Raw genomic sequence first — 26,538 nt, forward strand, 5'->3', positions numbered from 1 at the left:
ACATCTTCAAGGGAATCTCCTGTTCTTACCTTATAGTTTATGACATCTAATTTAAATTGAACAGGATAATTCGTAGATGCTTTTTTAGTAGTCAAACCCTGTTCCCCAAACTGTCGGAAAGCACTGACCCATTTTCTTATATTGGTTTTACTTCGAATTCCAAATCTTTTAGCCAAGGAAGCATATCCACCTTCTCCAGCTAAATAAGCGTTAACTACATTTTGCTTAAATCCTTCATCATATTTGACCACAAAAAACACCCCAAAAGTTAGAATTAGTTCGTCTAACTTTTGGGGTGCACATCAGTGTCAGTCCTTTTCATTTAGCCAGCTCTTTCATGTAAGAACCCAGTTACACCATTTTCTCCTTGATCACCGTCTTCACCCTGGTCATCGCCTTCATCGGATCCATCGTCTTCATCTTGGCCACCGTCTTGCCCCTGGTCGCCGTCTTCACCTTGGCCGTTGCCTTGCCCCTGGTCGCCGCCTTCATCCTGGCCGTTGCCTTGACCTTGGCCGTTGCCTTGACCTTGGCCGTTGCCTTCACCGGGGCCATTACCTTCACCAGGAAGCATATCCTCAATTGGATCTTCTTCCTCTTTCGGAATCTCTATTTCTACACGCTTAGGCTCACTGCGGTTGTCAGCGTCATCTGTGTGAACTGCGGTAACTTCGAAAACAGCTTTTGAACCTGGTACAATATCTGTTACTTTTAATTTTTTCTGTTGAGTATTTGTGATAACTTGCATGTCAGCATTTTTGGCACCAGCTTTTACTTCAAATTTAACTTTATCAGTGTCTTCGTAACCCCAGCTTAGATTAATAGCCTTTTCTTTCTCGTTGTACTCAGCTTTCAAATCTGATACGGGGTCAAGCTGGTCATATTGTTCTGATACCTTTTCAGGTTCATGACCTTTTACGAATAGTTCATGAACAATCTGTTCATCAGGGGTAAATTCACTTGGTAATTTCGCTGGTCGTGTGCCTTTCTCTACACCAACCTCAACAACTGAATCAGGTTTTACGAAATCCTTTGTTTCTACATCCTCTGAAATATGCTGCATGACATCTTTAAACATTAACTTAGGTATATCATCTAAGTCGCCATTAAGGCTTTTATCTGTCTTAGGATAACCAGTCCATACAGATACAGTATAATTGGTTGTATAACCGTTGAACCAGGCATCCTGATTACCGTTCGTTGTACCCGTCTTACCTGCAAGTGGAAGACCTGATATATTGGCAGCAGTACCTGTACCGTATTGAAGAACATCTTTTAGCATATCCGTTATCATATAAGCGGTATGATCAGACATTGCTGCTTTCGGTTCTTCCTTAAAGCTAATTTCCTTATCACCAGCCACTACTTTTTTAACAGCATGTGGTTTATTGAAAATACCTTCATTTCCAAATGCAGAATAGGCACCAGCCATTTGTACTGTATTTGGTTCAATATGACCGCCAATGGCATCCGATTCATAGACACCTTCTTTAGGTATTGGGATTCCAAGATTACCAGCAAAGTCTGCTGCTTTATCTGTACCTACTTCCTGTAATGACTTCAAGGCCGGGATATTACGTGAGTATGCAAGATGGTAACGCATGCTATTCCACCCTTTGAAGGTATCATCCCAGTTAGTAACCTTATCACCAGTTGAATATTCATGAGGTTCATCATTAATTTGATAATACGTTGATTTATTCTTGTATTCGATTAAAGGACCATAGTCCATAATCGGTTTCATGGTTGAACCTGGCTGGAAACCGTCTTGAAAGGCATAGTTAAAGTCGGTTCCAATTCCTTGTTTTCCATGAACGCCTCCGCCAATCGCCAGGATTTCACCAGTTTTTGTATCGACAACGGATAAAGCGGTTTGCAAGTCCTCATCTTCAAAGTAACCCTTAAATGGATTGTCATCTGAATCACTTAGTAAAAATTCTACACGTTTTTGTGCTTTTTGATCTAGTGTTGTATAAATTTTTAATCCATCCTGATAAATATCTACTTCATCACCCATCTTTTGCTCGACTTCCTTGACTACCTTCTCCAGGAAGTCTCCATAGGCGATATCTGGTTCATAGTCTTCAACTACCATATCACGAACGTGGACTTTTTTAGCTTCTTTAGCTTCTTTTTCAGAAATTTTTCCGTGCTGAACCATTAAATTCAACACAACATTTTTTCTTTTTTCAGCTCTGTCAGGATGCTTTGTTGGATCATACACGTTTGGAAGCTGTGGTATTCCAGCTAATAAAGCAGCCTCAGGTAATGTTAAATCATCAAGATTCTTTTTCCCAAAGTAAACTTCTGCTGCTTTGGCGACTCCATAAGTAGAGTTTCCGTAATGAATTTTATTTAAATACATGGTCAAAATATCATTCTTGGAATACTTTCTTTCTAATTTCACTGCCAGCCATTGTTCCTGAACTTTTCTTTTGAGTTTCTTATCTTGTGATAAGAAGGCATTTTTAACTACCTGCTGGGTAATGGTACTTGCACCTTCAGCCCCGAATCCTTCTGTAATATTGGCCCATACAGCACCGCCTATTCGTCTGAAGTCAATTCCGAAATGTTCACGGAATCTGGCATCTTCTGTAGCAATAACGGCATCCTCAAGAACCTGTGGAATATCACTATATTCTATTTTGGTTCGCTTTTGTGATCCTAAATCAGCAATAAGGTTTCCATCGCGATCATAAATCTTTGAAGATAGGGGGTCGGATAAACTTGCTGCATCTAATGACGGAGCACCCGCTGCCCATACGATAAATGTACCTGCTACTCCTGCGAATAATACACCACCAATAATGGCAAAAATAAGCAGGATTCGTTTCCAATTCCATTTCGACTTTCCTTGTTTATCTTTATTCTGCTGTTGACGTCGTTGCATACGAGATTGGCCTTGTTCTGCCATGATTATATCTCCTCCCGTCTATAAATAGACCTGTTCAATGACTTTTAAGTAGTCTACCTTTGCCTGTAAGCTAAAGGGAATTTTAAAGCCATGTTCCTTTATATCGTTAATTGGAATCGATTTTCTGCCTCCTTGAAATTGCCGGTCCCAATAGGGGAAAAATTGCTCTGCAGGAAGCAAAAAAGATTCATCCTGATTTTCAAAGCGAATAATAAGAAAGCAGATTCCATTGTGTTCAACAACGGACTTCATATGATCTACTTGGTGCTGGTGGATATTGGCTAATGGAAAAGATGTTCGACTTCGTGTTTCTTTGGCTTCAAAATCAATATATCTTCCTTTGTAAAGGCCGTTATAATCCGTCGTAGATGCTTGTTTAAAATAGGCCTCACGAATTACTGCAGCACTTCGTTTTGGATAATCTACCTGAACGATTTGTACAGGAGTAGGTTTTTTGTGAACTACTGCAATATTCCATTCCAAATAATAATGATTCGTCTCATTAATGTCATTTTCGAGGGTCATGCCCCGCTTTCCAAAATTTGTCGGGTTATTTAATGTATTTTTGGATTGGTTTGTTGTCATCCTTTTCTTTCCATTTGGATAGTGCATAAAATCCTCCCCTATATGGCAGTATCATACCAAATTTTGCGTGAAATGGGTATGAAAATGATAAAAATAATTTTAAAAGTGGAAGGGAAGCCCTTTATGAATGATTCTAAAATGATCAACAAAATAAAAATACAAACAGAGAAAATGAACATCAATAACATTAAAAGAACTAATGCCTATTTATATTTTTTTGATGATTATCCGGAAATCAAGTGGTCTTTCTTGGCAAGTATGGTTTCCCGTAATGCAGGCTGGAATATGACAGATTTAAAAACCGATACATATCAAAAATTGCTATCAATAAAAATGGTTCGTTATTTATTTATGACCTATGAAAGAGCAAATTGGTTTATATTTAGTGATGCGTATCCGCAGCTACTCATCTATCACTTTTCCATTATGCAAAAGCAACCATTATTTCATTTATTAAAGTACTTTTATGTTTCTACGTTTATGATAGACGAATGGATGCATTTTTGGTTACATAAAAATAAAAATCGTTTATTGTATGCTCAGATTATAAATGAACAAAATCTAATTCAAAAGCCTGTAATAGAAGAACCTTTTTTTAAGTGGAGGGTCTTTCATAATATTCCTTATTTACTACAGGAAAAAATTCATTTAAATGCGGTATTATTTCCAACGCTTTCAGGTTCATTATATGGCTTGTCTATTAAAAAGTTTACTGATGTTACAGAAAGAATTAATACAGGAAAAAAATTAGCATCGATTTTATTTGACGAGCGTTTGTATCAAGAATTTTTAGCCTTTGCTAAAAAGGTATATCCAGACGGAACAAGAAGGGAATATGAACAATTTTTAAAAAAGAAGTACATCACAGCTGATCACTTAGAAGAGATTTACCCTAATATTACGCATGAAAACAAATATAGAGAGGATTGGTATGAACCCAAAAACTTTCTATCTGTGTGGTGGAAGAAGGATATGGTTCAGCCTCAGCCTATAGGAGATAGGTTTTATAAAAAAAGAAGGACAATTGAAAAAATTTCAGGATTAACGGGAATACTTAAAAATGGCTGATAAATTGTAAGTCATACAATATACCAGCCATTTTATATTTCTCATTAAGTAGATGGCCGATTTGGTCCATCCAATTTAGGATTCCCGTCACCTTTCCAGCCTTTTCGTGTTGGTTTTTCTTCTACTGGCTTACGACTCTTTTGATTATCCTTTTTACTCATCAGAAACCCTCCTTAATTATAGTTTGAAACATGTCGATAAAACTATACTTCCTTTGAATTAAATCGAAACCTTTGTAACATTTCTTCTTTCTTTGTCGGACACAAAGGATATAAAGGAATATGGCAGAAAGATTTAAAGTAAGTGCCAATTTTAAAGGAGGCGTTAGAGGATGAGCGTTGCCTATAAAGGTGAGAAAGCGGAAAATAAAGTGAGTGGATATGAATTAGACAAGATATTGAATAAAGCAGAAGAAAAGCTTAAGGTATTGGAGGAACAAGTAGGGGGCCAAGTGAATCGCGAAGTTAAGGAACACCTTTATAAAACAGGAAGAAATATGAAGTCATTACCTTTAGAATTATTCGTGATTTATGATAAGTTCGATGAAAAAAATCCGATTAGTGAAAAAAGAAGTTCTAAACGAGTTCGAGCTTTCCCATTCTTAGCAAGGTTTGCACAATGGGTGAAAATGTAGAAAAAACGTGTTAAAGTGTAAGGAAAAAGGATGTTTAAAATGCCAGAACACTTACACGATATCATCAATCAAATTTATAAAAACCTATTGGAAAAAAGCTTAAAACGGTATGAAGCTGGAAATAAAGTGGATCGGAAGGACCTGGATGAATTTGAACGTGTTAAGGAAGAAACAGCGCCAATATTTGAACTGATTACTGAGTGGGAGCAAGAAGTTACAGAAAATATGGCAAACTTAAATGTTATGCCAAATCAAGTAGAAAATACTAAAGATAATATGGAGCTTTTGTTGCTGCACAGCTATTATATTGATGTTCGAAGGAAACGGTTTATGGAGTTATACCACTCCATCGATTATATAATGAATCGTATTTTAAATGATTAAGAGTTCCTCATGACCTGGAAAGCGCTTTACAATATCCCTGTTTATTATATATAATAAACACCCATACTTTTCTGAGAGGAAGACCAACATGGAACAACAAAAGCTCATTAATTATGCGAAAGAAATCTGGAAGAAGGCTTATGTCCCTTATTCTAAATTTAAAGTAGGGGCTGCTCTTCTAACGAAGGATGGAAAGGTGTATCAAGGCTGTAACATTGAAAACGCTGCTTATCCTGTTACATGCTGTGCGGAAAGAGTGGCGATCTTCAAGGCGATTTCTGAAGGGGAAACAGAGTTCTCTCAATTAGCAGTCATTGCGGATACAGACCGTCCTGTTCCACCATGTGGTTCATGCAGACAAGTCATGAGTGAATTTTTTAAACCGGATATGGAAGTACTTGTTTCGAATTTGCAGGGTGAAGTAAAATCAATGACAGTAGATGAACTATTACCTTTCTCCTTTACACCGAAGGATTTAGCTGAAGGACAGATGAAATCATAGTGTACATACCTCTTGTTTTACAACAGGAGGTTTTTTTAGGCCGTCGTACATATTTAGATTTATAGAAAGATTTAGGTTGATGACTTAGTACATGTCTCCTTTTTCAATAATATAGTGGTAGTGTAGAGTTTAAGAAAGGGGAGGATATTGTGCATCATCGTCATCATCATAAAGGATGTCATCCAATGGGTATAAGCCCGGCTCAGAATGCCGTTAGTCCAGCTCAAAATATTGTTTATCCTACAAAGCACTGCGTAAAGAACAATTTTATACCCCATGAAGTAAATCATATTCATCCAACTCATACAACAGTTATGAATCATCATTTAGTTAACAATAAACACTTCTATCCTCAAACACAGTCTGTTCAGAGCAACGTACAATCACAACAGACGAATATGGGACCAGGATTACCTAATATGGTGTCACCCGCTTCAATGGGACCAGGAGGACCAAATGCCGTATCACCAGCATCAATGAATAAACATCATTATAAAGGCTGCTAAAGAACAGGGAGGGTTTCGGCCCTCCTCTTAAAATGGAGAGATTTAATGAAAAATTTAATGATTACGGGTTATAAACCTATGGAATTAAACATATTTAATATGAATGACAAGCGTATTTTCTTTATTAAAGAAACGATTAAGAAGCGTTTAATCCCTTTAATAGAAGAAGGAATCGAATGGATATTGATTTCAGGACAGTCAGGAGTAGAACTTTGGGCAGGAGAGGTTGTACTTGAATTAAAGACACAATATGATATAAAGCTTGCCGTCATTACACCATTTTTAAATCAGGAACATGTATGGAAAGAAGATCAACAGACTCTTTATCAATCCATTATTGGACAAGCGGACTTTTTTCAATCACTGGTTCAAAAAGAATATGAAGGCCCATACCAATTTCGAATGAAAGATCGCTGGTTTTTAGAAAAAAGTGACGCCTGTTTAATGCTCTATGATCAGGAGCAAGAAGGATCTCCGCTGTATTTTTTACGTGAGGCTGAGAATCGAAAAGGAGATTTTCCGATTTTCTTTATTCAATCCTATGATTTGGAAGAAACCGTTCGGGAAATTCAGGAAGATTTAAGTGATTTTACATAGGATTCTTAAATTGAAAATTGACATTTACGCTGTAATTTGAAAGAATATGATTGAACTGTATGTTGTGGGGTGAATATAATGGCAGAACGTGTACAATTAACAACAAAGGAAATCTTGGAGAAAGATTTCAAAACAGCGATTAGAGGCTATAACCAGGAAGAAGTAGATCAGTTTTTAGATATTGTTATTCAGGATTATGAAGCATTACAAAATGAAATTGAACGACTTACCCAAGAAAATCAGCGGTTAAAAGGTGGACAAAATGGAAAAACTAGAGTAAGACAAACTCAAGCTGCAACCGCTAATGTGAATTATGATGTATTAAAGCGCTTGTCTAACTTAGAAAAAGCTGTATTTGGAAATAAGTATGCTGATTAAATTGGTAAATATTGCGATTTGCAAAATAGTGGAATCATGTTATAATTCTAAGTCCATGACATAAGTGGAGTGAAAAATGAATGTTCGGGTAATCGCTGCATGACAAAAGTCTGCAGAGGAAAGTCCATGCTCGCACAAGCTGAGATGCTTGTAGTGTTTGTGCCTGACGAAAACATAAGTCAGGGTAGCCACAGGGCTAACGGCAGGGAAAATACCTAAGTTCACTTGAATAGGGTATGATTACCTTTAAAGTGCCACAGGGACGAATTTAACTAGAAATAGTTGAAGTGGAACGCGGTAAACCCCGCAAGCGAGCAACCCAAATGATGGTAGGGGCACTCTCCAGGAGGGAAATGAACCAAGGGAGGGACAAGCAATTAAGATTGCTTGTAGATAGATGATTACCACCGGAGTACAAGACTTTGACAGTCGTTATGAGTACAAAGGGACAAAACATGGCTTACAGAACATTCATTTCGTCAATTTCACGATTTAATTTTGAGAACAAGCCTTTTCTAAGCATTAACGGTTTAGAAAGGGCTTTTTATTTTACATACGATTATAGATTTAATGAGTGCATGAAAAGAGCAAAAAATCAAACAATAGAGGAAGGAAGACTTTAACTATGTCCGGACCGTATACATTAATTGCAACAGCAGCTGCTGGTTTAGAATCATTAGTAGCTAAGGAAGTAAAAGAACTGGGATTTAATGAGGTTAACGTGGAAAATGGAAGAGTGACATATCAATCAGATGCACTAGGGATTTCGAGAAGCAATTTATGGTTACGTACAGCTGATCGTGTAAAATTATTAGTCGGAGAATTTGAAGCAAAGACATTTGATGAGCTTTATGAACAGACAAAAGCTCTGCCTTGGGAAAGCTTTGTACCAGAAAATGGGGCTATACCAGTGGTAGGGAAATCAGTAAAATCCCAATTACATTCGGTGCCGGATTGTCAGTCTATTGTGAAAAAGGCTATTGTTGATCGAATGGCCAAAAAACATGGTTTAGTCGGGAAATTACCAGAAAACGGTGCTTTGTATCGGGTAGAAGTGGCCTTATTAAAAGATAGGGCAACCCTTACGATTGATACATCTGGTGAGGGACTTCATCGTAGAGGTTATCGTATTGAGCAAAATGAGGCTCCTCTCAAGGAAACTCTGGCTGCTGCTTTAGTTGAACTGACTAATTGGCGCCCCAATGATTCTTTTATTGACCCATTTACCGGATCAGGAACCATCCCTATAGAAGCCGCTCTAATTGGCCAAAATATTGCGCCGGGCTTCAATCGTGAATTTGCTTCAGAAGAATGGGAGATTGTGCCTCAGAAGCTGTGGGATGAAGCTTTAACGGAAGCAGAAGACGTTGCCAACTATGATCAACCTTTGGATATTTCTGGATATGATATTGATCATCGAATGATTGAAATTTCCGAGAAAAATGCGTTGGAAGCTGGACTTGCGGACTTAATAAATTGGAAGCAAATGCAGGTGCGTGATTTGAATCCTGCAACACCAAATGGTTATTTAATAGGAAACCCTCCTTATGGTGAAAGGCTGGGTGATCGAAAGGAAGTTGAACAAATCTACCGTGACTTAGGTAAAATTATGAATCAGCATCCAAGCTGGAGTGTATATATTATTACTTCCTATAAAGACTTTGAAAAGGTGTATGGAAAACAGGCAACAAAGAAACGGAAGCTGTATAATGGGTATATTCGAACCGACTATTATCAGTATTTTGGAAAGCGTCAAAAATAAATCCATCATAATTTTTTACTAAAAATCAATTCTATTAGGATATTTTGTTTCATAGGTTTACTACTAGAGGTGGTAAAGCTATGAAATTAAAAAAACGAAAACAGAGACCAATAAATCGTAATGATGGACAAACAAAATTTATCATTACTAGATTTTATCTGATTTTTATTTTATTTCTGTTTACAATTAGTATTTTTTCATTACCTTTTTTTCAAAATAAAGTGTTTCATTTAAGTTCGATTGAAAAAATCACACAGTCTGAGGAAATCACAAATATTTTGTTAACAGCCATGAGTACGGAAATGCCTGAATTGGAAGCTTCCACAGATATAGGTATTGAAATCCCTTCATTATCTACGTTAGCGTTTGAAATTACGACCGGGATAAAGCCTAATGAATTATCCTCTATACTGGAGAAAAGTCTCCCGGGTTTTGAAACCTATACCTCCGAAGTTTATGTAGCAGGGGAAGGTACAAATGATTCTAATTTACCTGTAGAATCACCACCACCTGATTTTGATGAATTATTAGAGGATGAGGATTCTTCTAAAGAAGAATCAGAAGAGAATAAAAATGATCAATCCCAAAATGCATCGGTATTTGTTTATCATAGTCACAGCTGGGAAGCATTCCGGCCTTTAATGGATGAAGAAAATGTAAAGCCTAGTGATTCTTCGAGTGTCGACCCAAAGGAAAATATTTTACTAGTGGGATCGATGCTGACCAAAGAATTAGAACAAAATGGAATTCCGACCATTCATGACAATACAAATGTGGCTAAATCCTTAAATAGCAAGGGATGGGGATACAGTGATTCCTATAAATTGACTCGCGAATTAATTCAGACAGCTACCTCGAATCAGGAGCAGCTCCAATACTATATTGATGTTCATCGGGATTCGGCCGGAAAAGATGTTACCACGAAAACGATTGATGGCAAGAAATATGCGAAACTATATTTTATTGTAGGAAAGGAACATTCACAATATAAACAAAACCTTAAGTTTGCTGAACAATTGCATACAAAATTAGAAGAGAAGTATCCAGGTATTAGTAGAGGGGTTTTCCAAAAGGATAAATATGATGGAAATGGGGTTTATAACCAAGATGTTTCGGAAAATGCTATTTTAATCGAAATGGGCGGCATTGATAATCAGAAACAGGAACTACAAAATACGATTAAAGCCTTTGTAAATGTATTCAAAGAGCATTATGATGGTTCCATCGAAGTGCAAGCAAAACCAAACGAGTAAGGATGATTTTACTCGGGCTGTCGAGTAAGTCTCGGCAGCTTCATTTTTTTCATCCGGAGGCAGCGTTGAGACTTAAATAAAACCAAAACAATTCATTTAAGACTTTATAAGGCTATTGCTATGGTAGCGAGGTTATCAGAGAGATTTTTCCTTATAGATGGGAAATGCTATTCAAATTTATCAAAGGATGACATTTTGCTAATTCGATTGGCCGCAATATATATGACGAAAAGAATGAGAAATGAATAAAAAAGATTCCAGTTTAAACATAGGTGTTGATTTTTTCACTTCTGTGCGCACACTTTCCTCGGGCAATAAACTTTAACACCCTTTTGAAAAATAGTCTTAATAGAAGAGTGGTTCATATCTTGCATTGGATAGATGTAGAGACGACTCATTTTAAAATATTTTAAATTTTTTCATCTAAATAACAGCAAGAAATCATATAAACCGTTATAATTGAATAAATGCATAATTTTTAACAAAGGGAGTTGAATTTGATTGCCAACCAATTATACAGAAACAGAGCAGCAGTTTTTAGAATTTTTAAAGGAAATTCAATCTTATAATGAAGCTATTGATGTGATGTATTGGGATTTAAGAACAAAGGCCCCCAAAAAAGGAGCTAAGCAGCGATCCGAAACCATAGGAATGTTATCCCATAAAGTTCATCAAATGTCGACTTCTGAAAAGATGAAGGGCTTTATTAATGAGTTGAAAGGTAATACGCAAAATGAGATTATACATAAATCCGTTTTAGAATGTGAAAAAGAATATGAACGGAATGCGAAAATTCCGGATGAAGAATTTAAGAAGTATGTAGTCCTGCAATCGGAAGCAGAGACGGTATGGGAAGAGGCTCGTGAAAAAGCTGACTTTGAAATGTTTCGGCCGTATCTGGAACAGCTGGTAGAATATAATATAAAATTTGCTGAATATTGGGGATATGAAGAAAATCGATACGATGCTTTATTGGACATGTTTGAACCTGGAGTTACAGTAAAAATGTTAGATGAAGTGTTTCCAGCTTTACGTGATTCACTAACGCCTTTAATCGAAAAAGTACAACAATCAGAGCATAAACCTGATACATCTCGTATTCTTGTACCATTTGCAAAAGAAAAACAGGAAGCCTTTAGTTTAGATATTTTAAAAGAAATGGGCTATGATTTTGATGCAGGCCGTCTGGATGAAACAGTCCATCCATTTATGATTCCTTTAAATCGAAATGACACCCGTGTGACCACACGTTATGATGAACAGGACTTTCGAATGGCTGTTTTTGGCACGATCCATGAAGGGGGCCATGCTCTGTATGAACAAAACCTTAGTGAAGCATTAACAGGTACACCATTAGCTACGGGAACATCTAATGGTATTCACGAGTCTCAATCCTTGTTCTGGGAAACGTATGTAGCGAGAAGTAAAGCATTTTGGAATTGCTACTTTGATACATTAAAAGCCTATGCACCAGAATCAATTGGAACCTTATCGGTTGAACAATTTTACCGGGCTGTTAATGAAGTGAAACCATCCTTTATTAGAATAGAAGCAGATGAAATGACCTATCCCCTTCATATTATGGTTCGTTATGAGCTTGAAAAAGGACTTATTAATCAGGAAATTGATGTAAAAGACCTGCCAAAATTATGGAACGACAAGATGGAGGAGTATTTAGGTATTCGTCCTGAAAATAATAAGGAAGGTGTACTTCAGGATGTTCACTGGGCAGGTGGATCATTCGGTTACTTTCCTTCTTATGCATTAGGGTACATGTATGGAGCTCAATTCTTTTATGCTATGAACAAAGAATTTAATGTACAGGATGCTATCCAAAACGGTGAATTATACAGAATTAAGTCGTGGTTAACGGAAAATATTCATCAATACGGTAAGCTTAAAGAACCTTTAGAAATTTTAAGGGACGTAACAGGAGAAGATTTAAATGCTGATTATCTTGTTCGTTATTTAGAGGATAAATATAAAGACATTTATCAATGGTAAAAAAAGGCGCTGTCTTTTAAATAGAAAGACAGCGCCTTTTTCGATTACGTATTTCCAATTGGCCACTTAAATCCTGGTGATCCAGGAGGTGCGTTTTGTATAATATCAATAAACGGAATAGTATAAGCAATTAAGATAAGTACAGCCGCAATCCCAATCCATAGTCGCCAGTTTTCAAATACTTTAGGTGTTCGTTCAGTTGGATCAGCATATTCCGCAACTGGAAATTCTTCTTCGCCTTTAGGAGTACGAAAGGCAAGCTTAATAAAGATATAGACCATTAAGAGAATTCCAATGAATAGAATGCTTCCACCAATGGCTTGAGCAATTTGGTATCCGACCCATTCTTGAGCCTGTTGAGTACCTCCATAATTAGAGAAGGCCGAGCGTCTTGGAGCTCCTAATAAACCTTCGATGTGCATAGAACCTGACATAATCGTCATACCAACCGCCCATATAAAGGTTTGAATGATACCTAGTTTGTTTATTTGCTTTGTAAGCTTACGTCCTGTTAAAACAGGGATTAACCAATAGGAAATTCCAAAGAACGTTAAAACCACGGTTGTTGCTACAGTTAGATGAAAGTGACCTGTTACCCAGATTGTATTATGAATAACTCCGTTTAATTGATTGGATGCATTAATGAGACCTCCAGCACCACCTGGGATGAATGCAACCATCCCGATAAATGGTGCCAGGAAACGTACATCTTTCCAAGGTAAGCCTTTTAACCACCTAAACAGTCCGGTATATCCTTTCTTTCTACCTGTCATTTCGAAGGTTGCAAACATCGAAAAAGCGGTAATTAAAGATGGAATAGTCACCATAAAGGTGAGTACTACCTGAATATACTTCCAGAATGGATCAATACCTGGTTCTGTTAATTGATGGTGGAATCCGACTGGAATGGAAAATAGTAAAAATAGAATGAACGCCAAACGGGCTAAACTATCACTGAATATTTTTCCGCCAATAATTTTGGGAATAATCGTATACCATGCCATATAAGCTGGTAAGAGCCAAAAGTAGACGAGTGGATGACCAAAGTACCAGAAAAGGGTACGGCTTACCAAAATATCAATTTCCTCCACCATGCCTAAAGACCATGGAATGTACTGTAAAACTACTGTTGCAGCAACGCCTAAAGTACTAATCAACCAGATTAGCATATTAATAACAACCATAAAGGCCATCAGCGGTGACTTTTCACCTGGATATTTCTTTTTCCATTGTCTTAATTGACTAAAATTAACAAAGCAGGATATCCATGTACCTACAACGAATAGGGCTAAACCTATATAAAAAATAGGGTGTGCCTGCAAAGGTGCATAGAATGTATAAAGGACGTTTGCTTTTCCTAGAAGAATCATGGTACCAGACATTAAAGTCCCGATAACCATCATAGTAAAGCTTATCCAGGCCCACTTTCGCTGCTTTTCTGACATCCCTACGCTTTTACTCATTAGCGTATATTGAAAACCAATAATAAAATAGGTGGTTAAAACTAAACCTAATAAAACCCCATGTGCCGTTAATATTTGATAATAGCCGATTCCGAAGGGAAGTGTGAATTCTCCTGATCTCACTAACGTTTGTAACAGACCCATTAATCCTCCCAGAAATAATGCAATAAAGGCTATATAAATAAATCCAATAGATAATCGTGCATCCGGTTTTTCAATTCGTTTAGAAATCATGGTTCGTACACCTCCAGAACAGCTGACATTGTGTGTTGTCCTATACCGCAATATTCGTTACAAAGAATGGTATATTCACCTGGGTTATCCAATGTGGTTTCAAAATCACTAATGTAACCGGGTTCGAGCATCATATTGACATTTGTACCTGCAATTTGGAAACCATGTACAACATCAGTAGTTGTTGCCTGGAAGGTTACATTAGCTCCTTTAGGAATTCGAATGGTTCGAACTGGACTCCCTTTGTCATCTTTACCTAGATTATATTGAAATGCGCTAGCTAAAACATTGACAACATATTCATTTTCACCGACTTTTTGAAGACCTAAGCTTTCTTCTTTAAATGATTCATGAGCTTGCACATTTTGTGGATCAATCGTCACTAAACAACTAGGCGGCTGTGTTCCTTGATAAAAAGCACCAATCCCCAAAACAATAAGGAACACAAGTAGTGACCCAATGCCAAATGTAAGCCAGATTTTTTCATACTTATGCAAATGCATAGCTTAATCCCCCTAACCTACTTAAGTATTAACGGTACATATACAAAATAAAAACACTGATCCACGAAACAATAATAAAGGCTCCGAGAATCATAACAGAGGCGAATGTACCTTTTAAATTGGGTTCCTCATCAGTTTGTTTTGACTCATTAACCCCATGAGCAGAGCTTTGTTTAACCGATGGTTGATTACTCATCGTTAATCCATCCCCTTTCCTAATAGATTACAATTTAATACTACAAATAAGTCAGGAGGATGAATAGATAATTTGGAAACGATTCACAAAACGTTCATTTTGCCGACGTATTTTGTTCATAATTAAGAAAAGTTAAACGACAGTAAAAGAGTGGAATGATACAATAATAGAAACACATACGCCTCTCAAGCGGATTGGAAATTTGAATGAAATGGCCGGAACAGTTGTTTTCCTTTCCTCAGAAGTAAGTGACTTACATTACTGGCAAAGCTTATTTGTAGATGAAGGCATGACTATTTATGAATTTTTAGGGTATGTACTCCTATGTATTACAGGCTGTACCTGTATATTCTATAGGTTAAAGGGGGAATGTAAGGATAAAAAAGGGATGATTGAGTGTCAACAATAGCATCTATCGGAATAGGGATTCCAAAATATAAACTAACGCAAAAGGATGCCAAGGACTTTATCCGTATGATATCCCACCGTTCCTCTCAACATATTGAGCGACTGCTCCCCGTTTTTGATCATGCTGCGATTCAGGACCGACAACTGGTTGTACCTGTTGATTGGTTAAAGGAGGATCATAGCTTTGAGGAACGTAATCAATTGTATATGGAAAAAGCAATTATCTATATAAAGCAAGCCATTGAAGATTGCCTTAATCATAGCTTCTTTTTAGAGCAATCCGTCCATACAGAAAATATTGATTGTATAATCTTTGTTTCTAGCACTGGGATCGCCACACCTACCATTGATGCGTTTATAATGAATGAATTGCCTTTTACAGAGAACGTTACGCGAATTCCCATTTGGGGGTTGGGATGTGCTGGTGGTGCATCAGGGATAGCAAGAGCTTCTGAGTATTTACGGGCACATCCTGATGAAAATGTTCTTTTACTAAATATAGAGTTCAGCAGTCTTTCCTTTCAAAAGAATGACAAACGAAAAAGTAATTTTATTGGATCTGCCTTATTTGGTGATGGGGTTTCCTGTGTTCTTATGATTGGTGAGGAGAGTGAACTGCGTATAAACTTGAAGCAAACAGCCCCTAAAGTAATAAATAGTAGTTCTAAGATAAAAAAGGACGAACTTGATGTGATGGGCTGGGATATACGAAATAGTGGATTTCATGTCATCTTTGGAAAAAGTATCCCGAAACTGGTGGAATCATTTTGGGGTAAACATCTACGGGAATTTTTACATAAGCACCATCTGAATATAAATGATTTCCCATTTTTGATAGCACATCCAGGAGGAAAAAAAGTATTGGAAGCCATGGAAAAGGTACTTAATGTATCAAAGGAGTTATTCAATTTTTCTTATAAGGTGCTACAAAATCACGGGAATATGTCTTCGCCAACAGTGATTTATGTTTTAAAAGAAGTTATGGAATCAGCACCAGAAGAGAATACCAAAAGCATCGTTTCTGCTTTAGGACCCGGCTTTAGCTCGGAGCTTGTATTGCTGGAGTGGAAGAACCAATGAATTATCTAATATTATGGTTTTTAATCGTATTACAAAGAGTGGTTGAGCTATTTTTTGCAAGAAGAAATGAGAGGTGGATGAAAAAAAGAGGGGCCAAGGTAATCGATGAGAACCTTTATACTTGGATGGTTAGAACTCACGTTGTATTTCTGTTAGCAATTCTTTTTGAGGCTTATACCCGGCATCAATTTACAGCACCGTTACAGGAATCGTTAATCCTTTTATTTGTTCTGCTTCAAGCTGGCCGAGTCTGGTGCATTTTTTCATTAGGGCGTTTTTGGAATACTAAAATTGTCGTTTTACCTGGTAGTAAACAAGTGAAAAGGGGACCTTACAAATGGATAAGCCACCCTAATTATATTGTGGTCGGGCTTGAATTTTTATTTATTCCGCTATTGTTTCACGCCTATATTTGTGCATGCTTGTTTCCTATCCTGCATCTTGCTTTAATGTCTATACGCATTCCGATGGAGGAGAAAACATTAAAAGCATTAACGAAAGACTAATATAAAACGGGATCCAGCTTTATCAATGTACTGGATCCCGTTTTATATTATAGGTTATTTTACGTTCATTTTTTTGGCTAGATAGAAAAACGGCGTGTCCAGGAAGGAGACAATAAATTTAATAAAGTACGTGGAAATAAAGATTTCGATCCAGACACTCCACGGCATTCCATAGAACGCGATACCACAGAAAACAAGACTGTCCAATAACTGACTGACCATGGTACTTCCGTTATTCCGTAACCAGAAATATTTATCAGCAGGAAATTTATTTTTTATTTTAGAAAAGATCCACACATCAAAATATTGACTTACCATATAAGCAGCTAAACTGCCAAGTGCTACTTGTGGAACTAAGTCAAATAACGTTTGAAGTGCCCCTTGTACAGTATCACTCTCAGCAGGTACAAATTGTAAAGCAATTTGCATCATTATGGTCATGGTAATTAACGTGAAAAAGCCAAGCCATACAGCTTTTTTAGCATCACTTTTACCATATTTTTCATTTAAAATATCTGTTGCTAAAAAGGCTGTACCGTAAATAATGTTACCTAAAGTAGCTGTTATCCCAAACAGCTCAATCGTTTTTAATACTTGAATATTGGCTACAACTGTGGACATTCCAATCCAAACAAAGAGGCCAGGTTTGCCGAAAAGTTTGTAAATCGTAAGTATCATGGCAAAATTAATAATCGCAAACCCTAGCCATAACCATTCGTTAATCATCAATAATTCCTCCTTAGTTTTGATAACGCAGGATTTTTCGAACTGCGAAGTATTTATTATAAATGATTTTTCATTGGAGAACAACATTTTTGATATTGTGTTAGTCATTATAATAAAAAGAAAATGAATAGCCAATTCCATATAATAAGACTCATTCGTTCCTGTTTCGTAAAGTTTAGGGAAAGTTCATAATCATATAGTTATTTAATTAAGATATGGTTTTAGTCAATTTGCCAAAATAGTTGTGTTCATACAAGAGGGAGGATTTGTACGTTCTATGTCGAATTTATGGTACTAAAGAAAATAGTAAAAAAGTAGAAATAGAAACGTTTGGTAATCAAATAGACTGAACGACTTTAGTTTAAAGGGGGAATGAAGGGTGGACACAAACTTTATTAGATGATTTTATGGAATTTTGAGGAGTATCGAGATTCTTGAAATATAGTTCATATGCAGAACGGGCATTTCAGAAAAACTACATGGATTATTTCAGATTAAAGGAGCAATCGTATGAAAATAAATAGAAAAATCCTGACAGGAATGCTTACCACAGTATTAGTCCTATTAGTTGCTTGTAACAACTCAACGGATGAGTTAAGTAGTAAATCGAACGAGCAGTCATTGAATAATAACTCAACTGAAAATGCAGATGGCGACTCAACTACTAAAGATTTAACAGATCATGCAGCCAAGTCTTCAGATGGTACAGATAACACCCAGCAAAATGAGCAAAAGGATGCGTCTAATCATACATCTAAAAATTCAAATAATGAAGAGTCGCTGAAGTCTAGTGATAGTGACAGTGAAGTTAATGAAAGTAAAAAAGATGAATATTTTAGAAAACTTAATGCTATGGAAGAATCGGATAGATATTCAGAAGCCGGAACAACAGTATTAGAGTTGGAGGAACAAGAAAAGGATAGATATACCAAATGGGATAAGGAATTGAATGAAATATACGGAGTGTTAATGGAACAACTTAGTACGGAACAGATGGATAAATTAAGAGATGAACAACGAAACTGGATAAAATATAGAGACGATACTGCTAAAGAATCCTCACAACAATATAAAGGTGGTTCGTCTGAATCATTAGAATATATAGCTACTCAGGCAAGTCTTACAAGAGAAAGATGCTATGAGTTAGTTGCAAAATATATGAAGTAATGTTGAAAGAATTGAAAAAAGGGTGAGCCTATAATATTTCTCCCTGCCGAGTTTTTTCGGGTAATGAAGGGCTTAATATACCAGAATACTTGAGTGATAAATTTGAACTGGTATAGGCTGATAAACATGAAAAATCACGCTCTTAGTTTTTCCGATGGAGCGTGATTTACTGAACTGCTTCTATGAAGCTTATTATATTAAATAATTCTTCATTACTTTTTGTACATAATTTTGTGTTTCCTCAAAAGGCGGAATATCATTATATTTATCCACATTTCCAGGTCCTGCATTATAAGCAGCCAAAGCCAGGGAAGTATTTCCATGATAACGGTCGAGCATTTGTTTTAAATATTTCGTACCACCTAAAACATTTTGTTCAGGATCAAAGGCATTATTCACACCAAGACCACGTGCGGTATCAGGCATTAATTGCATAAGACCCTGAGCTCCAGCATGACTGACCGCATTAACATTATAGTTCGACTCTGTTTCAATAACAGAACGAATAAGCTTTGAATCAATCCCATACATTTCAGATGCTTTATTAATATATGATTCAATCTCACCTGATGTTGAGGACTGAGTATTAGAATGGAATTGTATAGATGGCTGGTTAGGATTTTGCAATGCAAATAAACGTTGGGAATCAATATTCGACTTTTGAGCATGTATAGAATTAGAACGTGTAGACATTTGCTCGTTTAGGATAGATTGAAACGCCTGATTAAAAAATGAAGATGGATTATTAGAAGATCCATATGGTGAAAACTGGGACATGGATTGTAATTGAATAAGGCTTTGTAAAAGTTTAGCTTCCATTTCTCTATTCCCCTTTAATTAGTACGCATATATACCTACTATACCTAATTGGTTGAGAATAGACAAGGATTTAATGCTGATAAATAGGGAAAATGCTTTAGATAAGTAAAAACGGTAATCGCTAAATAAGCGATTACCGTATCTATGAATGGCGTTTTATTTTTTCACAACGTTAGCTGCTTGAGGTCCACGATCGCCTTCAACAACCTCAAATTCTACAGATTGACCTTCGTCTAAAGTTTTGAAACCTTCTTCTTGAATTGCAGAGTAATGTACGAATACATCGTCTGCTCCCTCAACTTGAATAAAACCATAACCTTTTTCTGCGTTGAACCATTTTACTGTACCGTTTTGCATAAATAAAATCCTCCTAAAATCTTTCACAAAAATGTGCTTATTTCACAAATAAGAAATGAGAGGGTCCATTAAAAAAGGGCAACCCAGTAGAAGTGAAGGACACAAAATCCATCGACTTCTATCTGAAGTTACCCGTCTTTCATGAACCTCACATCTTATCTGTATTATTTATTATATCCTCTTTTGAAATAGGAGTCAAACATAAAAGAAGAACTTTTCAGAAAGAGTCTGAAAAGTGAAACAAATGAAGGTTCCCTATGATAAAATATAATTGGATATTTATTCTAATCCTAAGTTAGGAAGTGGTGTCATGAACATACTGGCTATGAGAACAGCGTTATCCATTAAGGCGAAGAATGGAGTTGCTTTTTTATTTGCTGCTAGTATTCTCTGGAGTCTGATAACAGTTGTATTTCTTTTGCCTATTGATTTATATAGTAAAAATATATACTTGTTATGGAGTACCGGCGCCATGTTTCCTTTAGCTCTCTTATTTTCTAAACTTTTTAAAGCAGAATGGAAATCAGATGATAGTCCTATTGGTCTTCTTGGGTTATATCTAAATCTGGCGCAGCTTATGTATTTCCCTATTGTTATTTGGGCTATGGTACAAAGCCCTTCACATATGATTTTATTTTTTGCAATTGTTACAGGAGCTCATTTCTTTCCATATGGATGGTTTTATCATGCAAAAGCCTACTTCATCATGTCTCCGATTATTTCTATCAGCATTTTAATGATTGGCTGGAACTTACCGTTGAAACATTTATGGTTGATCGCCTCTATGATGGTTGTTTTTCTAATCATCTTAAGTATCTGGCTCTATATGGATTATAAAAATAAGAAATCATGTTCTAACCAATTACGATAAAATTTGATAAAATATGAAAACATAGTCTTTAACGGTTGGAGGAAGATGATTTTGGCTATACATATTGGCTTGACAGGGTGGGGAGATCATCCAGCTCTTTATGAAAATCAAAGCATTACATCCGGAAAATTGTTTGCTTATGCTTCTCATTTTCCGGTAGTTGAAGTTGATACAGCGTTTTATGCCATACAACCTCAAAAAAATTACTGGAAATGGGTGGAAGAGACGCCGGATCATTTTTCTTTTGTGATTAAGGCTTTTCATATATTAACAAGGCATGACCGAAATCAGCTAACTCTTAAAGAACTTAAAGAGTTACTGGCTGCATACACCGATTCGATTTCACCTGTAGTGGAAGCGAATAAGTTAAATGCCATTCTTTTTCAATTTCCGCCTTGGTTTGATTTGCGTAAAGAAAATATCCGTTATTTGAGAGTCATTCGTGAATATTTGAAAGAGTATCCTTTAGCGCTTGAATTTAGGAATCGTTCATGGTTTGATCCAAAATATAAAAGGCAAACCCTTCATTTCATGGAACAGGAAAACTGGATTCATACCATTTGCGATGAACCACAAGCTGGTGAAAGCTCTGTTCCGACTGTACTAGAACCGACGCATGATAAGACGTTAATTCGTTTTCATGGTCGAAATGTTAATGGTTGGAATAAAAATGGCAGGGAGAATTGGCGTGCTGTTCGATTCCTGTATCGATATAGTAAAGAAGAATTAATGGAGTGGGTTACACATATAGAGAATCTTGAAAAGCATTCAAAAGAGATTACAGTTTTATTTAATAATAATTCTGGTGGAGATGCGGCGGATAATGCAAAGCAATTTATGGATTTATTAAATATCCATTATACAGGCTTAAACCCAAGGCAAATGGATTTATTTGATGGAGGACTGTAATGGATAAACAAAAGATACTGACAAACACGGAACAATGGATTAGCGAAAGGTTTTCAGCGGATACCACAGGACATGATCTGTGGCATATGAAGCGAGTGGTTCGTTTAGCAAAGCACATCGCCTATCAGGAAAAAGCAGATCCTTTTATTTGCCAACTGGCCGCATATTTACATGATGTTTCGGATGAAAAGCTTGTAAATGATGTAGATACTTCCATACAGGAGATTTTTACATTTTTAACGAATGAGGGTGTAGAGGAAAAGGACCGACATGCTGTTTGGCGGGCCATAAAGGACGTTTCGTTTAAGGGAAACCACACAATACCTGAAAAGATGGAAGGGAAGGTTGTCCAGGACGCAGATCGTTTAGATGCTCTCGGAGCAATAGGTATTGCGCGGACCTTTGCTTATGGAGGTTCACAAAAAAACAAATTGTTTGATCCCAATTCACCCAATACTTTGGAGCAAATGGATTATCGAAACCCTGCTAAAACAACCATTGATCACTTCTATGAAAAATTACTGAAATTGAAAAATCTTATGAATACGGAAAGTGCAAAAGAAATCGCAGAAGATCGTCATCAATTTATGGAACAATTTTTAGCTAGATTTTACGCTGAATGGAATGGGGATGACTAAAATCATCCCCATTTTAATTTATTATTGGGAGACTCTTTTTGCGCCCAGATACCGTTGTTGCCAATAAGATCCACTCATATTGCTTATTTCAACGCCATTGTTTCCTGCGTGAATAAAATTACCGTTTCCTAAATAGATACCAGCATGAGATGGCCCTGGTTTATAGGTTTCATAAAATACTAGGTCACCAACACTAGGTTTTTCTACTGGGGTTGTAGCGTTCCATATATCCGACACGGTTCTAGGTAATTGTACGCCCGTCTTAGAAAAGACAAATTGTAAATATCCACTGCAGTCAAATCCACTGGGGGATTCACCTCCCCATGTGTAGGGTGAGCCAAGATAGGATTTCGCAATTTGGATTAGACCGCCCGAAACAACAGGGCCACTTTCTTTTACTGTCTGTTTTTGAGTTGTTTTTTGTACAGTATGGACAATAGCATCCTGGTCGGGCGTCTTGGTTTGTTCCAATTGATTCACAAATTGTTTATCCAGCTCTGTTTTAACAGGAATCTTATGATCTTCCTGAAAGGCTTTGGCTGCTTCTTTTGTTAAAGGTCCATAAATACCATCGATACTTCCATCATAATAGCCAAAATAGTGAAGTGCTGACTGAATCTTCTTAACATCTTCACTATACATGCCCACATCAATGGTTTCTTCTTCTAAATTTTTCAGGGGTTCTAAATAGTGCTCCCGCTCTTTTTGTATTAGTTTATATATGGTTTCTTTATTCGCACGCCCCGTTATGTTTAAATTGTATTTAGCCTGAAATTTTTTTACATAATGCTCAGTAATAACACCAAAGTTGCCATCTTCTTTTCCTTTAAACATATTAAGATTCTTTAATTTCTTTTGTAAAACGTTTACCGCTTCGTTATGAGTCCCATATGTCAGGGTCTCACTTTCGGTTAATTGTTTATTCTGCTCTTGGATATCAACATCCAAAACAAACGAAAGGGGCTGTGAGATGGCAAAACTTGTAGCGAGTGTCCCAAACAGAACTGGATTTTGACTCATTCCCGGCATTGCTGTCACCACCTTTTCTGTTTAGCTAAAGACAATATATGACGGTGGAAAAGTGGTTATGTACAGACAAGAAACATGTTACAATAATGTAATGAAACTAGGGAAAGTGGGGATTATGTTGCAACAATATCTGGAGTTAACGAAACATATTATAGAAAATGGGACAACCCGAAGTGACCGAACAGGAACGGGAACTATCAGCGTCTTTGGGTGTCAGATGCGTTTTGACTTAACGAAGGGATTTCCTTTACTTACAACGAAAAAGGTACCATTTAGACTCATTGTAAGTGAGCTTTTATGGTTTATTAATGGAGATACGAATATTAAATTTTTATTACAACATAACAACAATATTTGGAATGAATGGGCGTTTAAGAGTTGGGTGGAAAGCTCGGAATATGATGGTCCTGATATGAGTGATTTTGGGCGTCGTTCATTAGAGGATAGTGAATTCAAGCAGAAATATGAAAAGGAAATGGAAAAATTCAAACACAACATCTTACATAATGATGAATTCGCACGTAAGTATGGAGATTTAGGCAATGTCTATGGAAAGCAATGGAGAGAATGGAAAACTTCTCAGGGAGATACCATTGATCAATTAAAAAATGTCATTGAACAAATTAAGTCAAATCCTGCTTCCAGAAGATTAATAGTTTCAGCATGGAATCCCGAAGATGTTCCATCCATGGCTCTTCCGCCATGCCATACATTGTTTCAATTTTATGTAGCAGATGGGAAATTATCATGCCAGCTATATCAACGCAGTGGTGATATGTTTTTAGGCGTCCCATTTAATATTGCAAGCTATGCCTTGTTAACTCATTTAATCGCGTATGAATGCGGGCTTGAAGTTGGGGAATTTATTCACACAATAGGTGATGCACATATTTACCAAAATCATGTGGAACAAGTACAAACCCAGCTTAGCCGAAAACCAAAGGAATTACCATCTGTCCACATAAATCAGGGAGTAACATCTATTTTTGCTCTTAACGTAGAAGATATTGAATTGCGTGATTACAATCCTCATCCGGCTATAAAGGCACCAGTAGCTGTTTAGTGAGCAAAGGAAGTGACTCTGAATGATTTCATTATTAGTTGCCATGGATCAAAAAGGGGTAATCGGAAAAGATGGTGATTTACCGTGGCGTTTACCTAATGATCTAAAATTTTTTAAGGAAACAACTATGGATCACACCATTGTTATGGGGAGAAAGACGTATCAATCAATAGGGCGGCCACTACCTCGTCGTAACAATGTAGTATTAACAAGAGATTCTTCTTTTGAAGCTCAGGGATGTTTTATTATTCACTCTTGGGATACAGTGAAGGAATGGAATGAACATACTCCGGAAGAAGAAGTTTTTGTCATTGGTGGAAGTGAACTGTTTAAAGATGCCATTTATTTTGCAGATAAAATGTATATTACAGAGATTGATGAGTCCTTTGAGGGGGATACTTATTTTCCATCGTTTGATTCTTCTGAATGGGAACTTGTCCATAAAGAAAAAGGAATAAAGAACGTTAAAAATCCTTATGATTATTATTTCTGCACATATATCAGGAAGACCTCTTGAACTTTTTGTCACAAATTATAATTAATATTTGCAAATCATAGCCGTTTGAGGGAAAATGAAAACGAGAGTTGCACGTTTATTTGTTTAACTTATATTCAGCAGGAGAGAATAATAAAGAAAATACATACGTCTCCTTATGATAAACCAAAACAGGCAGGTGATTGTTATGATGCAAATAGGTATTCCTGGATTGATTTTAATCTTAATCATTGCACTTGTGATTTTTGGACCGAAAAAGCTTCCGGAACTTGGGAAAGCTACAGGTCAAACACTAAAAGAATTTAAGAAATCTACCCGTGAATTAACGGAAGATGTGACCGATGAAGCGAAGGAAGTAAAAGATATTACATCAAATGATTCGAAAAAATCCTAAACCATTTTGAGGTGAATAAAAATGGGACAAATTGGAATTCCCGGTTTAATCTTAATTCTCATTGTGGCGCTCGTGATTTTCGGCCCTTCAAAGCTGCCGGAGATTGGCAAGGCTGTAGGCTCTTCATTGAAGGAATTTAAGCGTGCAGCCAGTGGTGTTATGTCCGATGATTCTGACGAGAAGAAAAACATTGAGACGAAAGATAAAAACTAATACGGTCTGAATGAAGGTGTAAGGATCTTCCTTACACTTTTTGCTTGTCAGTATATATTAGTGTGTCTTTGCAAATAGGAGGTGTATCCTGTGTCAGAAAAAGAAAAGAACCAGGCGGAAACAACAAATACAGCTGAAGAAATGGAAGTATCTGAACACATTTTGGAATTGCGAAAGAGAATCATTTGGACTATCCTTTTTTTCATTGCTTTTTTTGTTACCGGCCTTATTTTTGTACAATATATATATGACTTCTTTACTCGTAACCTTGAATTTGAATTAGTTGTGCTTAGCCCGTGGGAAATTATGTGGATACATATTATGATTGCAAGTGTGATTGCTATAGGTGCTACACTTCCTTTCTTTTGCTTTCAGGCGTGGTTATTTGTACGACCAGGCTTAATGCCAAAAGAACGAAAAGTAACTTTAATTTATGTTCCAGCTGTTTTCCTTCTGTTTACAGGTGGTTTGTTATTTGGATATTTTGTTGTCCAAGAGCTGATCTTCAACTTTCTAATGAGCTTAGGGGAAGATATGTTTGATAATATGTTTACAGCTGAGAAGTATTTCCGTTTTATCCTTACGACAACATTACCCTTTGCTTTCTTTTTCGAGGTTCCATTAATTGCGATGTTTTTAACCAGTCTTGGAATCATTGATCCATCTAAGATGAAAAAGATAAGGAAATATGCTTATCTGGTTTTAGTAATCCTTGGTACAATGCTTTCACCACCTGATTTTATCCTGCAGCTTTTCGTAGCAGCACCACTGATTATCCTATATGAAATTGCGATTATCATGTCAGGGGTTGTATATCGCAGAAAAATTGCAAAAGATGAGGAATCTGCTGTAGAATAACTCCAACACCTATTCATTAAA

31 protein-coding genes and 1 other RNA gene are annotated in these 26,538 nt (G+C 36.6%); 22 read left to right on the forward strand and 10 right to left on the reverse strand.

Going from position 1 to position 26,538, the window contains the following annotated elements:
* From BMX63_RS06575 to recU, 3 genes are all read right to left on the reverse strand, one after another.
* Nucleotides 1–251, reverse strand: a 251-nt coding sequence (locus BMX63_RS06575) for a helix-turn-helix domain-containing protein (protein WP_143060121.1), incomplete at its 3' end; no start/stop codon positions are given.
* 71 nt (nt 252–322) lie between these two features.
* Nucleotides 323–2,914 carry a transglycosylase domain-containing protein gene (locus BMX63_RS06580; RefSeq protein ID WP_093133220.1) on the reverse strand — a complete coding sequence of 864 codons (2,592 nt, stop codon included), beginning with the start codon at nt 2,912–2,914 and terminating at the stop codon, nt 323–325.
* Between the two features lie 18 nt (nt 2,915–2,932).
* Nucleotides 2,933–3,526, reverse strand: a complete 594-nt coding sequence (gene recU, locus BMX63_RS06585; protein WP_093133222.1) for a Holliday junction resolvase RecU — start codon at nt 3,524–3,526, stop codon at nt 2,933–2,935.
* 96 nt (nt 3,527–3,622) lie between these two features.
* On the opposite strand from recU, the gene BMX63_RS06590 reads away from it, so the two are divergent.
* From BMX63_RS06590 to BMX63_RS06640, 11 genes are all read left to right on the forward strand, one after another.
* Entirely contained in the window at nt 3,623–4,567 is a 945-nt protein-coding gene (locus BMX63_RS06590; protein ID WP_093134023.1) for a DUF2515 family protein, read from the forward strand.
* A 331-nt stretch (nt 4,568–4,898) separates the two neighbouring features.
* Nucleotides 4,899–5,201, forward strand: coding sequence for a hypothetical protein (locus BMX63_RS06595; protein WP_093133224.1), 303 nt, complete (start codon nt 4,899–4,901; stop codon nt 5,199–5,201).
* A 39-nt stretch (nt 5,202–5,240) separates the two neighbouring features.
* Nucleotides 5,241–5,585, forward strand: a complete 345-nt coding sequence (locus BMX63_RS06600) for a DUF1798 family protein (RefSeq protein WP_093133226.1) — start codon at nt 5,241–5,243, stop codon at nt 5,583–5,585.
* An 88-nt stretch (nt 5,586–5,673) separates the two neighbouring features.
* Nucleotides 5,674–6,087: a cytidine deaminase gene (locus BMX63_RS06605; RefSeq protein ID WP_093133228.1), complete on the forward strand. Its 414-nt coding sequence runs from the start codon at nt 5,674–5,676 to the stop codon at nt 6,085–6,087.
* Between the two features lie 149 nt (nt 6,088–6,236).
* Nucleotides 6,237–6,593, forward strand: a complete 357-nt coding sequence (locus BMX63_RS06610; protein WP_245732749.1) for a CotD family spore coat protein — start codon at nt 6,237–6,239, stop codon at nt 6,591–6,593.
* 45 nt (nt 6,594–6,638) lie between these two features.
* Nucleotides 6,639–7,190, forward strand: coding sequence for an SLOG family protein (locus tag BMX63_RS06615; RefSeq protein WP_093133230.1), 552 nt, complete (start codon nt 6,639–6,641; stop codon nt 7,188–7,190).
* A gap of 78 nt (nt 7,191–7,268) precedes the next feature.
* A complete protein-coding gene (gpsB, locus tag BMX63_RS06620; RefSeq protein ID WP_177167219.1) occupies nt 7,269–7,568 on the forward strand; it encodes a cell division regulator GpsB in 300 nt (99 codons plus the stop codon).
* Nucleotides 7,569–7,648: 80 nt separating this feature from the next.
* Nucleotides 7,649–8,036, forward strand: an RNA gene (gene rnpB, locus BMX63_RS06625) — RNase P RNA component class B.
* A gap of 157 nt (nt 8,037–8,193) precedes the next feature.
* The gene (locus BMX63_RS06630; RefSeq protein WP_093133232.1) at nt 8,194–9,330 is read left to right on the forward strand and encodes a THUMP domain-containing class I SAM-dependent RNA methyltransferase; all 1,137 of its coding nucleotides are present in this window, start codon (nt 8,194–8,196) and stop codon (nt 9,328–9,330) included.
* An 80-nt stretch (nt 9,331–9,410) separates the two neighbouring features.
* Nucleotides 9,411–10,583 carry a stage II sporulation protein P gene (spoIIP, locus tag BMX63_RS06635; protein WP_093133234.1) on the forward strand — a complete coding sequence of 391 codons (1,173 nt, stop codon included), beginning with the start codon at nt 9,411–9,413 and terminating at the stop codon, nt 10,581–10,583.
* 501 nt (nt 10,584–11,084) lie between these two features.
* Complete coding sequence (locus BMX63_RS06640) at nt 11,085–12,587, forward strand: carboxypeptidase M32 (protein WP_093133236.1); 1,503 nt, start codon at nt 11,085–11,087, stop codon at nt 12,585–12,587.
* A gap of 44 nt (nt 12,588–12,631) precedes the next feature.
* Here the strand turns inward: BMX63_RS06640 and BMX63_RS06645 are convergent, their stop codons facing one another.
* From BMX63_RS06645 to BMX63_RS17710, 3 genes are read right to left on the reverse strand one after another with little or no spacing between them, the layout of a single operon-like run.
* Complete coding sequence (locus BMX63_RS06645) at nt 12,632–14,284, reverse strand: b(o/a)3-type cytochrome-c oxidase subunit 1 (RefSeq protein ID WP_093133238.1); 1,653 nt, start codon at nt 14,282–14,284, stop codon at nt 12,632–12,634.
* Nucleotides 14,281–14,787: a cytochrome c oxidase subunit II gene (locus BMX63_RS06650; RefSeq protein WP_093133240.1), complete on the reverse strand. Its 507-nt coding sequence runs from the start codon at nt 14,785–14,787 to the stop codon at nt 14,281–14,283. The genes BMX63_RS06645 and BMX63_RS06650 overlap by 4 nt, the downstream gene beginning before the upstream one ends.
* A 28-nt stretch (nt 14,788–14,815) precedes the next feature.
* Nucleotides 14,816–14,983 (reverse strand): cytochrome c oxidase subunit 2A, encoded by a 168-nt coding sequence (locus BMX63_RS17710; protein WP_143060122.1) that lies wholly within the window; start codon nt 14,981–14,983, stop codon nt 14,816–14,818.
* 396 nt (nt 14,984–15,379) lie between these two features.
* Between BMX63_RS17710 and BMX63_RS06665 the strand changes: the two genes are divergently transcribed.
* A complete protein-coding gene (locus tag BMX63_RS06665; RefSeq protein WP_093133244.1) occupies nt 15,380–16,471 on the forward strand; it encodes a type III polyketide synthase in 1,092 nt (363 codons plus the stop codon).
* On the forward strand, nt 16,468–16,977 hold the full coding sequence (locus tag BMX63_RS06670; protein ID WP_093133246.1) for an isoprenylcysteine carboxyl methyltransferase family protein: 510 nt from the start codon (nt 16,468–16,470) through the stop codon (nt 16,975–16,977). Before BMX63_RS06665 ends, BMX63_RS06670 begins: the two co-directional genes overlap by 4 nt.
* 54 nt (nt 16,978–17,031) lie before the next feature.
* Here BMX63_RS06670 and BMX63_RS06675 read toward each other — a convergent pair whose 3' ends face one another.
* Nucleotides 17,032–17,703 carry a queuosine precursor transporter gene (locus BMX63_RS06675; protein WP_093133248.1) on the reverse strand — a complete coding sequence of 224 codons (672 nt, stop codon included), beginning with the start codon at nt 17,701–17,703 and terminating at the stop codon, nt 17,032–17,034.
* 510 nt (nt 17,704–18,213) lie between these two features.
* Between BMX63_RS06675 and BMX63_RS06680 the strand changes: the two genes are divergently transcribed.
* Entirely contained in the window at nt 18,214–18,870 is a 657-nt protein-coding gene (locus tag BMX63_RS06680) for a lysozyme inhibitor LprI family protein (RefSeq protein ID WP_093133250.1), read from the forward strand.
* A gap of 192 nt (nt 18,871–19,062) precedes the next feature.
* On the opposite strand, the gene BMX63_RS06685 is transcribed toward BMX63_RS06680, so the two are convergent.
* Nucleotides 19,063–19,689 carry a lytic transglycosylase domain-containing protein gene (locus BMX63_RS06685; protein WP_093133252.1) on the reverse strand — a complete coding sequence of 209 codons (627 nt, stop codon included), beginning with the start codon at nt 19,687–19,689 and terminating at the stop codon, nt 19,063–19,065.
* A 156-nt stretch (nt 19,690–19,845) separates the two neighbouring features.
* Nucleotides 19,846–20,046: a cold-shock protein gene (locus BMX63_RS06690; RefSeq protein ID WP_093133254.1), complete on the reverse strand. Its 201-nt coding sequence runs from the start codon at nt 20,044–20,046 to the stop codon at nt 19,846–19,848.
* Between the two features lie 310 nt (nt 20,047–20,356).
* On the opposite strand from BMX63_RS06690, the gene BMX63_RS06695 reads away from it, so the two are divergent.
* From BMX63_RS06695 to BMX63_RS06705, 3 genes are read left to right on the forward strand one after another with little or no spacing between them, the layout of a single operon-like run.
* Nucleotides 20,357–20,917: a DUF7010 family protein gene (locus BMX63_RS06695; RefSeq protein WP_093133256.1), complete on the forward strand. Its 561-nt coding sequence runs from the start codon at nt 20,357–20,359 to the stop codon at nt 20,915–20,917.
* A gap of 45 nt (nt 20,918–20,962) precedes the next feature.
* Nucleotides 20,963–21,826, forward strand: a complete 864-nt coding sequence (locus BMX63_RS06700; protein WP_093133258.1) for a DUF72 domain-containing protein — start codon at nt 20,963–20,965, stop codon at nt 21,824–21,826.
* Nucleotides 21,826–22,464, forward strand: coding sequence for an HD domain-containing protein (locus BMX63_RS06705; RefSeq protein WP_093133260.1), 639 nt, complete (start codon nt 21,826–21,828; stop codon nt 22,462–22,464). Before BMX63_RS06700 ends, BMX63_RS06705 begins: the two co-directional genes overlap by 1 nt.
* Before the next feature lie 21 nt (nt 22,465–22,485).
* On the opposite strand, the gene BMX63_RS06710 is transcribed toward BMX63_RS06705, so the two are convergent.
* Nucleotides 22,486–23,493: a C40 family peptidase gene (locus tag BMX63_RS06710; protein WP_093133262.1), complete on the reverse strand. Its 1,008-nt coding sequence runs from the start codon at nt 23,491–23,493 to the stop codon at nt 22,486–22,488.
* 115 nt (nt 23,494–23,608) lie between these two features.
* Between BMX63_RS06710 and BMX63_RS06715 the strand changes: the two genes are divergently transcribed.
* The 5 genes from BMX63_RS06715 (at nt 23,609) to tatC (ending at nt 26,517) form a co-directional block, all read left to right on the forward strand.
* Nucleotides 23,609–24,556 (forward strand): thymidylate synthase, encoded by a 948-nt coding sequence (locus tag BMX63_RS06715; protein ID WP_093133264.1) that lies wholly within the window; start codon nt 23,609–23,611, stop codon nt 24,554–24,556.
* 22 nt (nt 24,557–24,578) lie between these two features.
* Nucleotides 24,579–25,073, forward strand: a complete 495-nt coding sequence (locus BMX63_RS06720; protein WP_093133266.1) for a dihydrofolate reductase — start codon at nt 24,579–24,581, stop codon at nt 25,071–25,073.
* A gap of 136 nt (nt 25,074–25,209) precedes the next feature.
* A complete protein-coding gene (gene tatA / locus BMX63_RS06725) occupies nt 25,210–25,446 on the forward strand; it encodes a twin-arginine translocase TatA/TatE family subunit (protein ID WP_245732750.1) in 237 nt (78 codons plus the stop codon).
* A 21-nt stretch (nt 25,447–25,467) separates the two neighbouring features.
* Nucleotides 25,468–25,659: a twin-arginine translocase TatA/TatE family subunit gene (locus BMX63_RS06730; RefSeq protein WP_093133270.1), complete on the forward strand. Its 192-nt coding sequence runs from the start codon at nt 25,468–25,470 to the stop codon at nt 25,657–25,659.
* A 90-nt stretch (nt 25,660–25,749) separates the two neighbouring features.
* Complete coding sequence (tatC, locus tag BMX63_RS06735; protein WP_245732751.1) at nt 25,750–26,517, forward strand: twin-arginine translocase subunit TatC; 768 nt, start codon at nt 25,750–25,752, stop codon at nt 26,515–26,517.
* The last annotated feature ends 21 nt before the right edge of the window (nt 26,518–26,538 follow it).

The organism is Salinibacillus kushneri (assembly GCF_900111405.1).
Classification (GTDB): domain Bacteria; phylum Bacillota; class Bacilli; order Bacillales; family Alkalibacillaceae; genus Salinibacillus; species Salinibacillus kushneri.